Here is a 14,217-nt window from a genome sequence, read left to right as displayed (position 1 = left end):
CCCTTGGCCGTGCCGGAACAACGGCAGACGATGGGCTGCCCAGCACCGGAGACCGAAGGGCGGTACCAAGGTTGTCGGCAGACAGTGAGGGTGGCACGGCGGCTGTCGAAGGGGTCGCTCAGGCCGTGGGCGCGTTCTACGATGCCACGGAGCTGGCGTGGGAGGCCGCGCTGGGCAAGTCCACGCACCACGGGTACTGGGACGATCCGAATGATGTGTCGGTGTCCTTGGAGCAGGCGCAGGACCGGATGATCGATGTGGTCGGGCTGGCCACGGGACTGGACGCCGCTCAGCGGCTGCTGGATGTGGGGTGCGGGCGGGGCCGGGCGGCACTGCGGCTCGCCGCGGCGACCGGTGCCCACGCCGAGGGGGTGTCGGTCAGCGCATTCCAGATCTCCACCGCGACAGCCGCGGCAGCAGAGGCGGGCCTGGCCGGCCGGGTGGGATTCCAGGTCGCCGACGTGGCCGCCCTGCCCTATCCCGATGCGAGTTTTGATGCCGCCCTGTTGATGGAGTCCGCCTGTCACTTCGAGGACAAGACCGCGGCGCTGAGGGAGATCCGTCGTGTACTGGTGCCGAGCGGGCGGCTGGTGCTGGAGGATGTGCTGACCTCCCGCGGAGCTGACCCCGGGCGATGGGCCGAGGTCAACCGCCTGATCCCCGTCTCGTTCATCACCAGTGACACCTGGGCGGCGCTTTTGGCAGCCGAGGGCTTCACCGGCGTATCCGTGCACGACATCAAAGCTCATGTCCGCCCCACCTACGCCGCGCAGCTTCTCAATCTCGCCCGCAATCGTGATGATCTCGCCCAGCGCATCGGGGAAGAACCCACCGCGCTGATGGAACGCCTCTGCCGGATCACCTCCGCTCTGGGCGAAGAGGGAATCATGTCGGTGGAGATCATCACCGCCCGCGCTCCCGCCGCCTGACGCCCCGTCCGCCCCCCTGGACACGACCCAGAACACGGTGAAGGCCATATCCGGGGTGCCGTGGTAGCACACCGCGGAACGGGCTGGTGGGTCGGTGGATCACTTCGTGCGTCGTTGGGTCACAGTGTCCAGGACATGTGGGATCCTCCCATGCGCTTGAGCAGGTGAGTGCCGAAAGAGCTGACGGTCAGGGTGTAGACGCCGGGTCCGGGGCGGCCCGCGTCGACCCAGGGCGTGGTCAGCTCCACGCGTTCGGTCCACAGGTCCCCCGGTCCGCAGGACTCGACCAGGGCCCGGCCGGCGTCCTGGGGGCCGCCACGTGCCGGGCTCCCTCGTTGGCGGACTCGGCCATCTCCACCGCGTCGGCTGTGTGGCCGAGGAGGAATTGCTGCAGGCTGGCGGTGGCGTAGGCGCCCGCCTGCACGTCATCACCGGCTCGGGCGAGGCACAGTGCCTGGATGAAGTGGCGTTGTGCTGGCCCGTGTCGGCCCGTGTCGACTTCTGTCCATGCCGCTACGCGGGCGAGTTCGGCGACGGCTCTGAACAGTTTCTGGCCGACCGTCTCGGTGTAGGTGCCGCGCAGCAGGGGTGTGGTCTGTTGGAGGCAGGTGAGGACGGAGGAGGTGCGCCAGTTGCCGCCGCCGTAGCGGGAGTCGGCGCGGCGGGCTGTGGCGGCGGCTTCCCAGAGGTCGGTGACGTCGGCGCGGCCGACGCGGTGGCCGTGGCGGTGTCGAGGTGGCGTGTCGTCGGCGGGTGGGGCGAGCCAGCGGGTCAGCGGGGTGTTGGTGGCGGTGGTGGCGAAGGAGAGGGTGAGGAGGGGTCGGCGTTCCACGCTCCTCCAAGGGGGGCGGTGGCCGGCTGGGCGACACGGGGTCGTGCGTCGTGGATGCCGGTCGTCGGGCCTGTGTGGTGTCAGCGGGGTCGCCTGGTGCTACTGAGCTGGTCACACAGGTCGCGAATCGCGGGTTCGGTGGTGTGGGGTTCGGCTTCGCGGGCGAGGTCTTGGAATCGGCGTTGGACGGGGGCGGAGTCGACGGCGCGGCCGACGTCGAGTGCGCGGTGTCCGATGTGGACGGCGCCGTCGAGGTCGCCGACGACGAGGAGGGCGCGTGCGGCGTTGAAGGCGCGGGAGCGGGCTCGCGCGGGGTCGCGGTGGTCGGCGGCGGAGTGGGCGTGGCCTGGTTGCTTGCTGGTTCGGGCGAGGAAGAGGAGGACTTCGCCGAGGGTGGAGGAGAGTTCGGCCTGGTCGAGGTAGGTGGTGTAGGGCGGTAGGGGTTCGGTTGTGGACCGGTGGAAGATTTCTTGGGCGTCGCGGATGTTGCGGAGGGCTTCGGGGGTGTCGCCTTGGAGGGCGGCGAAGCGGGCGGCGAGGCAGTGGAGTCCGGCGCGCAGGACGGGGTGGGCGGAGTTGCGGGTGCCGTAGAGGGCGAGGGCGATGCAGTCGGCGGCGGTGTCGGGGTGGCTGAGGTAGCCCCAGACGCGGGCGAGGCATTGCAGGAGGTGGGCGGTGAGGTTGCGGTCGCCGCTTTCCCGGGCTGCGTGGATGGCGAGGGTGAGGTAGCGGATGGCTGCGGGCCAGTGGGCGGTGTCCTGGGACATCCAGCCGACGCAGCCGGCGAGGTCTCCACCCTCGGCCAGGGCACCGCGCTCGCCCTGCGCACCGCCCAGTGGATCGCCGAACTCGTCGACCAGCACCCGGACGAACCCGCGCTGCTCGCCGCACGGCATCGCCAGTGGACGGAGCGCGAACTCCGGCCCTGGTACGAACACCAGGTCACCTCCGACCACGCGTACGCGGCACGGCTCCGTGCGGCGCGGCGGGCGAAACCGTACTGCCCTCACCCGAGACTGCGGCCATGGAGGCATTCGCTTGGGACGACCCGGTCGTGATGCGAGCACGGGCCCAGGTACGGCACCTCATGGCCTATCCCGACCAGGTGCTCCAACAGCCGAGCGTACGGGCACACATCGAGCAATGGCTCTCGACGCACCCTCGCTTCACCGGCGGTTCGACGGACCCGACCGGGCCCGGTGGGAATCACTGATCCAGAGAGGCGAACCCCGCTGCACGGAGTGAAACCGGACGACAATGGGTGCTCTGGTCGGCGCCGCTCACCACCGTCGGCATTGTCAGCGGTCCGGGATACGGTGCGAAGTGATGGGCCGGACGGAGATCGTGAGGGACTCGCGGCCATGAGGGGTGGGTGGGAAGGTCCCCGGCATCCAGCCCCGGAATTGGATTGGTATCCGTGCCCCCACCCCTCTCCCCGGCCGAAACCTGGCGGATAGGTTGGACAGTTCGATTGTCTACGGCACCGGCGGGCTGCCCCGCCCTCAAGGAGCGTCGACGGCGCGCACCGTGACAGCAGGTAAGGAGCAGGAGTTCCGTGACGCGTACCACGCCTGAACGGCCCTTGGACATCGAGGCTGTGTTCCCTGCTCTCGCGGCGTATCGGGGGGCGGCGGCGCGGTTGCATCCGAGGTTGGGCTCTCCGGGCGTCGGGGATAGTTCGGTGGGTGGTCCGTTTCTGTGGCCGGCGGACGAGCCGTGGCCGGTGTGCACGGTGCCGCACGACCGGACCACCGGGTACCGGCCGGCCGACGTGCGCCGGGAGCGGGCGATCCTCGCCGAGGCATGGGGGCGAGAGGCCCCGCAGGGACTGACCGACGCCGAGCGGGCGGAGTTGGCCTCCCTCGTCCCCGGACCGTACGCGCCGCACCTCGGCGAGCGCGATCCGATCCCGCTGGTCGCCCTCGCACAGTTGTTCACGCGGGACGTCCCCGCTCTGGTGGGGCCCGACGGGTGCGATCTCCTCCAGGTGCTGTGGTGCCCCGCCGAGGCGCACGGCCCCCGCGGCAACGCCTTCGACGTCGTGCTCCAGTGGCGGCGCTCGGCGGACGTGAGGGACGTCCTGCACGACCGGCCCGAACCGGTTGTCATCGGCCGCGCCCACGGGCTACCCAACGAGTGCGTGCTCCACCCTGAACAGGTCGCGGAGCACGAGCACATCCAACACTTGGACGACGAGTTGCAGGAAGCCGTCGAGGAGTGGGAGGAAAGCCTGGAGGAGGCCGCCGACGACGCGACGGACGGCACCGCTGCGCCGGCGAGTTACGCGACGTACGAGGAGTACGAAGCGGCGATGCGCGCCGCCGAGCAAAGCGCCGACGCCGTCGTCACCTACACCGGTGACCTGTCGATCGCGCCCGGGTGGAAGGTCGGCGGCTTCGCCTCCTGGCACCTCACCGGCCCCACCCCCGTGGTCTGCTCCTCCTGCGGCACGCCCATGCGCCTGCTGTTGACGGCCACGGACCGGGAGTGGGACGCCGGTTCGCAGAGCTGGGTCCCCGTCGAGGACCGTGAGTTGGTCAGGGTGAAGGGTGCGAACGCTCCGACTGGCGTTTCACCGGCCCGCGGGACGATGAGCGTCTTCACCTGCACCACCGACCCAAGGCACCTGCACGAAACCGTTTTCCAGTGAATTCTTGTGCCGGCCGTGTGCGCCGCGGCCTGACCACCGACCCAGCCGGTGTCGGGTGACCGTCTCAGCCCGTTCGAGTAGGTCACCCCCGTGCCTCGGTTCCTCCATGCGGCTGCGGATGGCATGCTCCGGCCTTGACGTCCCCGTGTCGTTGAGGCGGTCGAGGACCTGACGCTCGCCCGCCAGGTCCTCGACCAGTTCACCGGTCTGCGGGAGAAGGTGCCGGTACGCCCGTCGCCCGGCGTCGTCCACGCCGGATGGCTCACGAGCACGTCGTAGGGTGCGCCGCGTGCGGGCGGCTGGTGATGGGGCGTTCGTGGCGCGCGCCACCGTACGACGAAGCCGCCCTCCCTCGGTGTGGCGAGAGGGCGGCGCGGGTCCGGTGGGTGGGGAACTGCTCGTCCACGCGGGATCGAAGTAGGCCGCGGTGACGTCCCGCCAGGAGCGGGACTGGAGCCGCACCCCGTCCTCCATGCGCCAGAGCACGGTACGGTGCCCGCCCTTCGCCAGACTTCGATGTGTTTCATGAGACATCAGCTCGCGTCTGTGCCCCCAGAAGAAATCAAGCACCGCATGGGCCGCTCGTGTCAGGATGCTGGGCATGTCTGGTCGCGCGCTGAGTTTCGGAGTGGTGGCGGAAGCATACGAACGGTTCCGGCCTGGGTATCCCGTGGAGCTGTTCGACATGGTGATGGCCTATGCGGGCCGCCCGGTTCGGACCGCCCTCGAGATCGGCGCTGGGACAGGCAAGGCAACCCGCCTGTTCGCTCAACGAGGGGTCATGGTCACCGCGACCGAACCTGACGGGGCCATGCTCGCCGAACTGCGCAAGCACGTGCCGACAAACGTCAGAACGGTGCAAGCCGCGTTCGAGGACTTGCGACCGGGCGAACGGTACGGGCTGGTCTATGCGGCAGCAGCGCTGCATTGGACGAACCCGGAGAGCCGGTGGTCGCGCGTGGCCGCGCTGCTGGAACCGGGTGGCGTATTCGCCTCATGCGGCGGGCCGTGTCAACTGGCTGACCCGGCTGTGGAGGAAGCTGTCCGCGCGGCGCGAGCACCATTCTTGGAGAGTGACGAGATTCCGTCACCTGACGGGACGCCTCCGGATCATGAGATGCAGTGGCCAGGTACGGAGTTGCAGCAGTCTGAGTGGTTCACCGGCGTTCAGCAGTCCGTGATCGAACGGCGCGTGACGATGAGCGCTCGCGACTATGTTGGTCATCTCTCCACCATCTCGGCTTATCTCCTCTTGCCGACCGCGGAGCGAGAGCAGGTATTCAGCCAGATCATGCAGGTACTGCCGGACAGAGTCGAGATGGCCGCCGACATCACCGTCCATCTCGCGCGTCGGCGCCACGAGGATTGATCACGACACCTCACCATGTCAGCCCGCCGGCCCCAGGCTGGTTCCGAGCCACTTTCACTCGCGAGTGGCGTGTGTTCGGTCGAGCGGGATGACGACGGCTGAGCGTTGGGCGATCTGCTCGCGGAGGGCAGTGTTCCCCGCGAGCAGGGCCGCGATGACCGTGGTGGCGGCGTCCGGGGGGCGTGGCCGGGTTGTTCTGGTGACAACCCGCAGTTGTCACCGGACAACCGGTCACGAGGGCCTGGTGGAGTGCTGGCGCGTGGGAGGGTTGCGCCCCAACGCGCAACATGGAAGAGGAAGTTGTGAGGACGCGGTGCCTGCCCGTGAGCTGGTGGAGTCGCAGCGCGCCACCATCGCCGCGCTGGAGGAGCTGGGTTGGGTTCGGCAGGCGTACACCACTAACGAGCAGGCCCGCGCTCAGGCCCTGCAGATGGCGAAGCTGCTCTTCGGGATGCTGGGGCAGGCCCAGGAACGGGTGGCGGAGTTGAAGCGGCGCTTGGACGCGCTCACCGTCACGGTGCCGCAGCCGCCGGAGGTCGACCGTGCCCGGGCCCAGGAAGGGGACCTGCGGCGTCAGCTTCTACGGGCGGAGGCCGAGCGGGACCAGGCCCAGCGCGTGGCGGATCTCGCGGCCCGCCGCATCCACGAACTCGAAGCACAGCTGCGTTCGGGTCCCAGCGCTTCCTCCTCGGCCAGTAGCGCCGCGTTGGTGATGCCGGACGTCGTCGAGCCGGAGGGGACGGAAGCGTTCGACGCGGTCGACCAGGTGCTGGAGAAGGCACGGGAGGTGTTGGACTTCCAGCATGAGGCGGTGCAGACCGTCGCCGATGACCTCGGCTGGTGCCGCGAGCTGACGCGGCAAGCAGACAAGGTGGTCGTGGTTGTCCAGGAAGGCACCGTGCTCGCGCACCCTCCCGGCGGGTTGTCCGAGGTTGTTCCGTACAACCTTCCAGGCGATGGAATCGCCCCTGCGCACACGACGTACTTGCACTCCGCGACCGGCCAGATTTCGCGCGGCGTCGACCTCGACGAGATCGCGCTGAGGCTGTGCCGGCCGACGCTACACGTGTTCGCCGACGAGATCCTGGTTTACCTACGCGAGCCCCTCGCGACGAGCCCCTCATCACCCCGTTCCGCCTGCGTCGGCGCGCAAGCTCGCACAGATATGTCGGAAGGCGGGCACCGGTCAGTCAAGTACGTGTAGGGAGCGAACTGTCGGACGTGCTGCACGGGCTGCGACCGGTCTTCGGTAACTCGGCGGCATCCCGAGTCGCCCTGCTGCAGTTGCTGGGCACCAGGCAACCCGTTTCGCGCGACTACCAGGTGATCCTGGCACAGCTGCGAGGGCGACGACACCGAGTGATCGGGGCTGTGGTCTTCCTACGCCACTCCGGCCGCTCCGACTTCAAGCCGCACCAACTGTCCACGGCCTCTCAGATCGCCAAGTACACGGCACTGGTCATCGAGAAGGCATTGCTGTACGGGCGCGAGGCGCATACCGCCGACGCACTCCAGCACACCATGCTCCCGGACTCCCTGCCGCAGCCCACCGGGTCAAGCTGGCCTCGCGCTACCTGCCCGCGTCCGAGACCGCACGAGTGGGCGGCGACTGGTACGACTCGATCCCGCTGCCCGGCAGCCGAGTCGCCCTGGTCGTCGGCACCGTGATGGGCCACTCCATGGCCGCCGCCTCGATCATGGGCCAGTTCCGCACCACCGGCCGGTTGTCCAGGCCGTGGGCGCGTTCGAGTGCTTAGCGGGCTGCGGTGATCCCGAGGATGCGATGCGCTGCAGGGTCGTCAGGGGGGTGTCGTCGATGTCGCCGACGGTGCGGATGGCGTAGCGGGTCAGGGTCCGGGCGGTGGCGGGCCCGATTCCGGGGAGCGCCACGGTGGGGCGGGGCGGAGGAAGGCAGCGATCGCGTACGGATCGTCGTTGATGATGGTGGCGCTGCCGGGCGGGGTGACCGCGGCGGCCATGAAGGCGAGATACCGGGGCGGCTCCGGCGCTAGCGGGGAGGGCAAGGAGGCGCAGGCGGATCATGTCCACCACGCCGGTGACGTCCCGGTCGAAGAAGCGCAGTGCTTCGGAGAGATTGGCGTAGGCGGAGAAGTCCTCGGAACGCGGCTCGATCCGGGAGCTGATCCCGCAGAGGACGGCGAGCAGGTGCTCGTAGAGCCCTTCGCTGCGGTCGGGAGGGTGGAAGTGGATGCGCAGGATCGCGCGCGGCGTCCGCGGCGAGCTGCTAGTGGTCATCCGGCGCTCCCGGGGCTGGTGTGGCCGAGGCGGGTGAGGTCGGCGGAGCGGATGCCCGCGGGCTGTAGGTCGGCGTAGGGGTGGAGGCGTGCTCCCGTGGTGCCGTCGATCAGAGCCGGTTCACGAGCTCCTGCAGTCGGTAGAGTCGACGAGCTGCACAACATCTCGCTGATGACCCGGGCCGGAGCCGAGGTCGCCGACACCCTGGAGCACTTCTCGGAACGCATCCCGGCCACGTTCGTCTGTGCCGGGATCAACGTCGAACGCGAGGGCCTGTTCGACGGCACCCGCGGGCAGCAGATCGCCGGACGCTTCACCCTCGTCCCCACCGCCCGGCTGCCCTACAACACTGAGTGGCAGGGACTCGTCGCCACCCTGCAGAGCTCCCTCCGCCTCCGCCGCCACAAGCCCGGCAGCGTCACCGCCCTGGACCGGTATCTGCACGACCGCACCTGCGCCTACCTGCGACTGAGCCCGGTAGGCACCCCTTGAGCATTCCGGTTTACCCCTGTACATGACGTTTAGCCCCGAAAGAGCCGGTGGATCACCGCCGAGAGGCTTCCGGTGGGCCGCCGGGCCAGCCATGATCAAGTTCCGGGGATTCGACGGTTGGGGTGTGACGTGAAGGACTGGCGGACCGATCCGACGTTCGCGATGTGCTGGAAGATCACGGACGGGGCGGACCTGGCCGCGTTCTCGGGGGGTCCGTTCGACGTGCGGACGGTGGTGGCTGGCATCCTGCCCGAGCCCCGACAGGGCTTGGACTTCGATGCCGTCCCGTGGGGTAACTTCCCCCATGGGCACGACGTCCGGGAGGCGGTTTCCCTCCTGCGTGCTGGCGGCGAACCAGCCGTGGACGCGACGGGTGTGCTGAGGGGCCTGTGCGCCGACGACAGCCGGGCCGCCGCCGCCCTCGCCGTGCCGTTCCTCATTCCTCTCGCCATCAACGCCCACCACCCACACCGCACCGCCGCCCTCGCTGTCCTATCCAGCCCAGCCCGCGCCAGGCACCACGGCGTCGCCTCTCGCGAGGAATTCCTCCTCCACCGCAACGATCCCCGGCGCCACGCCCCCGATACCCACGACGACTACGGCTACGAGGTGACCGGCTACCCGGCTGGCTGGTCGGTGGCCGCCGCCCGAGCCGCGATCACCACCGCCACCTCCACGCTCCTGCCCCTTCTTGGAGACTCCGACCCCACCGTCCGCATCGACGCCGCCTACGTCCTGGCGACCGCCGCCGACCCCACCCACACCATCCGGACTGCCTTGGCCAACGCATTCGCCACTGAAGGCGACGCCGTGGTCCGCGCCGCCCTGCTCCTGGCCACCGCCGAGATCACTCGGGCCCACCCGCACCCGCCGACTGTCAGGTGGCTGCGCGAGCGGTGGCACGACCGGGCGGAGGCCCCCGAAGCCCGTCTGTCAGCGGCGGTCGGCTGGCTCTGCCTCAGCGACCAATCCGCACCGGAGGACCTCCGCCGGACCGTCGACACCTTCGCCGACAACGAGCGCGTGCGCACCATGGAGGCCCTGCCGTGGATGAGCGCTGCCTCGGGCGCCAACGAACCAGGACTCCTGCGGTGCAGACGCTGCATGCTCCACCCAGAAGAACCTGACCCGGAAGAGGACTTCTGGGACTCCTTGTTCTGAGCAACCGGTCTGTGGTTGTGCAACAGTTGTCCAGTGGGGCCAACTGCGGTGCTCGACCATGCTTCCCAGCTCGTGCCTACACTGCCCCGGCTCAGGAGGTTCCTGAGCTGGGCGTTAGCCTCAGCGGATGAATCCTGAGCCGCCACCGAAAGTCATCGCGCGACTCCATGACGGGCGGACCCAAGCCTACGTCGTGGGCGCCGGCACCTACGGGATGCTGGAGCCCGCAGCCCTTCGTCTCGATCACCTCGTGCAGGGCCTCCGTGTAATGGTCGACGAGGTGTCGACGGACATCGAGTCGAGCAACGTGGCAGCCCGCTTGATTTCTTCCCCCATGAGGTCCACCGCAGGCGGCGTCCGGGCTGGCGCAGGCGGAGGGTCGTACGTCAGGACGAGGAAACCGGCGGGTCCAGAGGAATCTCAGCCGTACCGGACCCGGCCGTTTCCCGCGCCACCCCGTCAATCCCGTCGTACGCGCGTGCCTTTGAGGACCAGGTTGTCGTCGTCGAACGAAAGCCGCAGTTCCGTACCGTCGTAGGCGGCCTGGACCCTTCCGAACTCGCCGCTGCATGCAAGGGACTTGCTCATTTTGGGCAGTACTTCTCCGGGGACTTCCAGGAGCTTCAAGTGGCTGCCCTGGCCTTCGTGGAGGATGTCGAGGGTGCCGTCGGTGTAGGTCCAGGTCCCGGACATCACCGGCAGAGACCAGGTGCCGTCTCCGATAGTGATGCTGCCGGATGTGGTGCGCTCCCCAACGTCGAGGTCCCGGTTGGCCTCCCACTCCCAGGTTCCCTCCAGGAACGCCCGCAGGGCCTGCGCACGCACCCCGCCGGCAGATCCATTGCCACTGCAGGCCGACACGACGACCGCGCCCACCCCCACGGCTAAGTAGCGCAGCAGATTGCGCCGTCCGACCACACCGGCCAGCACTCGAACCGACATCGCACCCCCATAACCCTGCTTACTCGCGATAGGTGGAAAGCACGAGATTCTCGCTCTCCCTGTCCGAACCCCGGAAACAACCCTGGCACATCCGTCTCGTCCGCGGTTGTTCAGGAGCGCAGTGATTGTTGTGGCTCAGTGCAGCGGGACGAAGCGCAGTTCGGCCGGTTCCGCCAGCAGGTCCAGTTCACCCACGATCAGGCCGCGGTCCTTGAGCGCATGGAGCACAGTGCCCAGTTCATCGACCTGGTCGCGGCCTGTGCACAGTTCATCGCCGCACCGAACGGCAGCGGGTCCCGATCGCCGCACCGAGCCCGAGCGGTTCGCGCCCGTCGCGGCGTACGACGGTGGTGGGACGCCGCTTCGGCTTCCTGGTGGTGGCGCCGTTCTTCTTCGCTGCCTCCCGGACCGCGATGTGCACCGGCTGTCCGGACAGGTCGTCCAGTCCCTCGCACGCAACCCAGACGAACACATCTACGTTGCCGGAGGCATCGCCGCCGCGTGGGCCCGGGCTGGGCTGCGCGTGCCTCTCCTGTGCGAGCGCAAGAACGAGATCCGCAGGCCGACGGTGAAGCGGGTCACGGGACGGTGGGTCTCCGAGGAACCGCCCGCGCCACCCGGCGCGTTCTCGAAACCCCTTTGGCATTCGGCTCCGGCACCCAGCGCGGGGTACCTGGTCGAGCAGAACTTTGACTGCCACACCGGGGCCGCCGGGCCGGGTCAGAGGAAGGGCACCCCGCTGAGGGACGAGGTCCGTCACGGCCGGGGCGCCTTCGACCTCGTGGTCCTGGTCCCCGACTTCCTCCCTGGCCTGGCGCAATGCCTGGCCGCTCGCGGGCGGCAGGTCTGCATAACGTGGATGCGCGCATACGACGCCGACGCCTTGGCCAGCGCCGCACGAACCCCGTTCGGGAGGATGGGTTGAACGACATCGACGACGTGGGCGTCTTCCTCGGTCTGGACGTCGGCAAGAGCGCCCATCACGGGCACGGGCTGACCCCGGCAGGGAAGAAGGTCTTCGACAAGCAGCTGCCCAACAGCGAGCCGAAGCTGCGGGCCGTCTTCGACAAGCTGACGGTGAAGTTCGGCACCCATGCTGGGTGATCGTGGACCAGCCCGCCTCGATCGGAGCCCTGCCCCTGATGGTCGCCCGGGACGTCGGCTGCAAGGTCGCCTACCTGCCCGGCCTGTCGATGCGGCGGATCGCCGATCTCTACCCGGGCGAGGCGAAGACCGACGCGAAGGACGCCGCGGTGATCGCGGATGCCGCCCGGACCATGCCGCACACCCTGCGCTCGCTGGAACTGACCGATGAGATCACCGCCGAGCTGACCGTGCTGGTGTGCTTCGACCAGGACCTCGCGGCCGAGGCGACCCGCACCTCGAATCGGATACGCGGCCTGCTCACCCAGTTCCACCCCAGCCTGGAGCGCGTCCTCGGCCCACGCCTGGACCACCCCGCGGTGACCTGGCTCCTGGAACGCCACGGATCCCCAGCCAGCTTGCGAAAGGCCGGTCGTCGCAGGCTGGTTGAGGTGATCCGGCCCAAGGCTCCGCGGATGACTCAACGACTGATCGACGAGGTGTTCGACGCGCTCGACGAGCAGACCGTCGTGGTCCCGGGCACCGGCACCCTCGACGTCGTGATCCCGTCCCTGGCCCGTTCGCTCGCGGCCGTCCACGAACAACGACGGGCCCTGGAAGCGCAGATCGGGCAACTGCTGGAGGCTCACCCTCTTTCCGCGGTCCTAACCTCGATTCCGGGGGTCGCGGTCAGGACCGCCGCCACCTTGCTGGTCACCGTCGGCGACGGCACCAGCTTCCCCACCGCCGCCCACCTCGCCTCCTACGCCGGCCTCGCCCCGACGACCAAGTCCTCGGGGACCTCGATCCACGGCGAACACGCGCCCAGAGGCGGCAACCGGCAGCTCAAACGCGCGACGTTCCTGTCCGCTTTCGCCGCCCTACACGATCCCGCCTCCCGCACCTACTACGACCGCTGCCGGGCCCGCGGGAAGACCCACACCCAGGCCCTGTTCCGCCTGGCCCGCCAGCGGATCAACGTGCTGTTCACAATGCTCCGCGACGGCACCTTCTACGAACCCAATACCCCACACCTCAGTTGACGAAAGACATGGAGGCCCCCCAGCGCCGGGCGCGTGGCGCCCCCGGCGCGGACGTAGAGCCAGCCTTCCGCTCAGTGCGCTGGGTCGAGCAACCGCAGCACCACGTCGCCGGCCGCGGCCCGCCCAGCGTCCTCCTGCGACCGCAGCGGCCGCGCGCCCATCGCGGAGCCGTGGACAGCATGTCCTCGCATGCTCCCTCGTTGCCCAGGATCTCTTCAGCGGCGATGGCGCCTTGGAGGTGCTTGGACGCCCACCGCTGCCACTCCGTCGCCAGCGGCGCGGGCATGTGCGCGGGCAGAGGCACCGTCTCCAGGAGTTCGCCCGCCCTGCCGGCAGCAGCCTTGACCACCGCCGACAACTCGGCCTTCAGCCGTGCCTCGTTCTTCCGGTACCACTTCTGGTAGCAGTTCCAGCAGCGCGTCCTCTTCTTCGCCGCTGCCTCCGGCGTGACCATCGCGGTGCACCCACTCTCCGGGTAGGTGTTGGAGACTGTGTAGCCGACGCACTCACGGCATGCCGCGACGTCGCCGTTCTTCCACTTCAGCAGCGCGGTGCGGTTGGAGATAGTCTCCTGCCATTCGTGCCCGGCCGGGCAGCGCCACCACACCCCGACCACGCAGCGCAGCGGAACCGACGCCGACTGGGAATCGAATGACCGACCTGGACGCCCTGATCCGCCTGTGTCCTCCCCCGAACCCGCCGATGACCATCGACTGGAGCGAGGTCGAGGCCGACGTCGGGTCGGGCCTGCCCGACGACTACAAGGCCCTCGCCGAACGGTACGGGCCCGGAACGTTCTGCGACTACCTCACCCTCTACCACCCGCACGGCCCCACCGAGTACGTGAACCTCACCGGCCCTATGCCGGAGCGGATCCGCGCCCAACTGCGCACGGACTACGACCACGACACCCATCCCGTGCCCCACCACCCCGACCACCTCTTCGCCTGCGGCGTGACCAGCAACGGCGAGTACCTCCTCTGGATCACCGAAACAACGAGCGAGCCCGACAGCTGGCAGATCGCCGTCAACGAGGCCCGAGGCCCGCTCTGGTACGCCCACCACGGAACGATCACCAACTTCCTCGTGTCCGTCCTCACCGGTCAAATCCAGGTGCCGCAGTTCCCCGTCGGCCTGCTCCAGTCCCCGCCGGTGTTCACGCCCTCGCACCCGGTGCTGATCAAGACCGAACCCGTCGATGCTCCTCCCCCGCCCCCCGTCGACGCCGCGGTCATCCGCACCTGGGCCCGCGAGCACGGCTATGCCGTACCGATGCGAGGACGCATCCCCCCGAACCTCCTCGAAGCCTGGGAAACCGCCCACAGACACTGAGACCTCCCCTGGCCTGGCACCAGCCGGACCGGCCCATCCAGACGTCGGGGTCGACCGGTGGGCGGTGAGAAGCCAGATCCAACCGGCGCCGAGTCGGGCGGCCGCATCCGCCCAGCGCTCCGGCTTCC

At 69.1% G+C, this 14,217-nt stretch carries 14 protein-coding genes and 3 pseudogenes; 11 read left to right on the top strand and 6 right to left on the bottom strand.

Translation table 11 applies throughout. The features are described 5' to 3' along the window. Positions 1-125 precede the first annotated feature (125 nt). Positions 126-929 (top strand): methyltransferase domain-containing protein, encoded by an 804-nt coding sequence (locus ACH4E8_RS26810; protein WP_398452657.1) that lies wholly within the window; start codon positions 126-128, stop codon positions 927-929. Positions 930-1,167: 238 nt separating this feature from the next. On the opposite strand, the gene ACH4E8_RS26805 is transcribed toward ACH4E8_RS26810, so the two are convergent. Together ACH4E8_RS26805 and ACH4E8_RS26800 are read right to left on the bottom strand one after the other, a co-directional pair. Next, on the bottom strand, positions 1,168-1,761 hold the full coding sequence (locus ACH4E8_RS26805; protein WP_398452655.1) for a hypothetical protein: 594 nt from the start codon (positions 1,759-1,761) through the stop codon (positions 1,168-1,170). 80 nt (positions 1,762-1,841) lie between these two features. Further along, positions 1,842-2,699 carry a hypothetical protein gene (locus ACH4E8_RS26800; RefSeq protein ID WP_398452653.1) on the bottom strand — a complete coding sequence of 286 codons (858 nt, stop codon included), beginning with the start codon at positions 2,697-2,699 and terminating at the stop codon, positions 1,842-1,844. A gap of 86 nt (positions 2,700-2,785) precedes the next feature. Here ACH4E8_RS26800 and ACH4E8_RS26795 point away from each other — a divergent pair, with 86 nt between their 5' ends. The 4 genes and pseudogenes from ACH4E8_RS26795 to ACH4E8_RS26780 all read left to right on the top strand — a co-directional run. Next, a complete protein-coding gene (locus tag ACH4E8_RS26795) occupies positions 2,786-2,974 on the top strand; it encodes a hypothetical protein (RefSeq protein WP_398452651.1) in 189 nt (62 codons plus the stop codon). Between the two features lie 468 nt (positions 2,975-3,442). Further along, entirely contained in the window at positions 3,443-4,411 is a 969-nt protein-coding gene (locus ACH4E8_RS26790; protein ID WP_398452650.1) for a hypothetical protein, read from the top strand. Positions 4,412-5,012: 601 nt separating this feature from the next. Continuing rightward, positions 5,013-5,780 carry a class I SAM-dependent methyltransferase gene (locus tag ACH4E8_RS26785; RefSeq protein ID WP_398452648.1) on the top strand — a complete coding sequence of 256 codons (768 nt, stop codon included), beginning with the start codon at positions 5,013-5,015 and terminating at the stop codon, positions 5,778-5,780. A 982-nt stretch (positions 5,781-6,762) separates the two neighbouring features. Further along, positions 6,763-7,504 (top strand): annotated as a pseudogene (locus tag ACH4E8_RS26780) (PP2C family protein-serine/threonine phosphatase); the annotation flags it as partial. Here ACH4E8_RS26780 and ACH4E8_RS26775 read toward each other — a convergent pair. Then, entirely contained in the window at positions 7,476-8,036 is a 561-nt protein-coding gene (locus ACH4E8_RS26775; RefSeq protein WP_398452645.1) for a hypothetical protein, read from the bottom strand. The pseudogene ACH4E8_RS26780 and the gene ACH4E8_RS26775 sit on opposite strands and share 29 nt — an antisense overlap. Positions 8,037-8,207: 171 nt before the next feature. Here ACH4E8_RS26775 and ACH4E8_RS26770 point away from each other — a divergent pair, with 171 nt between their 5' ends. Together ACH4E8_RS26770 and ACH4E8_RS26765 are read left to right on the top strand one after the other, a co-directional pair. Continuing rightward, positions 8,208-8,528, top strand: coding sequence for a hypothetical protein (locus tag ACH4E8_RS26770; RefSeq protein WP_398452643.1), 321 nt, complete (start codon positions 8,208-8,210; stop codon positions 8,526-8,528). Between the two features lie 129 nt (positions 8,529-8,657). Next, positions 8,658-9,689: a hypothetical protein gene (locus ACH4E8_RS26765; RefSeq protein WP_398452642.1), complete on the top strand. Its 1,032-nt coding sequence runs from the start codon at positions 8,658-8,660 to the stop codon at positions 9,687-9,689. Positions 9,690-10,148: 459 nt separating this feature from the next. Here the strand turns inward: ACH4E8_RS26765 and ACH4E8_RS26760 are convergent, their stop codons facing one another. Beyond that, entirely contained in the window at positions 10,149-10,631 is a 483-nt protein-coding gene (locus ACH4E8_RS26760) for a hypothetical protein (protein WP_398452639.1), read from the bottom strand. Between the two features lie 138 nt (positions 10,632-10,769). Between ACH4E8_RS26760 and ACH4E8_RS26755 the strand changes: the two are divergent. Then, positions 10,770-10,850, top strand: a pseudogene (locus ACH4E8_RS26755) (hypothetical protein); the annotation flags it as partial. A gap of 49 nt (positions 10,851-10,899) precedes the next feature. Here the strand turns inward: ACH4E8_RS26755 and ACH4E8_RS26750 are convergent. Further along, positions 10,900-11,103, bottom strand: coding sequence for a hypothetical protein (locus ACH4E8_RS26750; RefSeq protein WP_398453030.1), 204 nt, complete (start codon positions 11,101-11,103; stop codon positions 10,900-10,902). A 347-nt stretch (positions 11,104-11,450) separates the two neighbouring features. Here ACH4E8_RS26750 and ACH4E8_RS26745 point away from each other — a divergent pair, with 347 nt between their 5' ends. Both ACH4E8_RS26745 and ACH4E8_RS26740 read left to right on the top strand, forming a co-directional pair. Continuing rightward, positions 11,451-11,735, top strand: coding sequence for a transposase (locus ACH4E8_RS26745; RefSeq protein WP_398452637.1), 285 nt, complete (start codon positions 11,451-11,453; stop codon positions 11,733-11,735). Next, positions 11,693-12,757, top strand: a pseudogene (locus tag ACH4E8_RS26740) (IS110 family transposase); the annotation flags it as partial. The gene ACH4E8_RS26745 and the pseudogene ACH4E8_RS26740, both read left to right, overlap by 43 nt. Here the strand turns inward: ACH4E8_RS26740 and ACH4E8_RS26735 are convergent. Beyond that, complete coding sequence (locus ACH4E8_RS26735) at positions 12,750-13,373, bottom strand: zinc-ribbon domain-containing protein (protein WP_398452635.1); 624 nt, start codon at positions 13,371-13,373, stop codon at positions 12,750-12,752. The pseudogene ACH4E8_RS26740 and the gene ACH4E8_RS26735 overlap by 8 nt on opposite strands. A gap of 35 nt (positions 13,374-13,408) precedes the next feature. On the opposite strand from ACH4E8_RS26735, the gene ACH4E8_RS26730 reads away from it, so the two are divergent. Continuing rightward, a complete protein-coding gene (locus ACH4E8_RS26730) occupies positions 13,409-14,089 on the top strand; it encodes a hypothetical protein (protein WP_398452633.1) in 681 nt (226 codons plus the stop codon). Positions 14,090-14,217 lie beyond the last annotated feature (128 nt).

The sequence above is a fragment of the Streptomyces sp. NPDC017979 genome (genome assembly GCF_044328175.1).
Taxonomy (GTDB): Bacteria; Actinomycetota; Actinomycetes; order Streptomycetales; family Streptomycetaceae; genus Streptomyces.
This window is presented reverse-complemented; position numbering and strand designations above follow the sequence as displayed.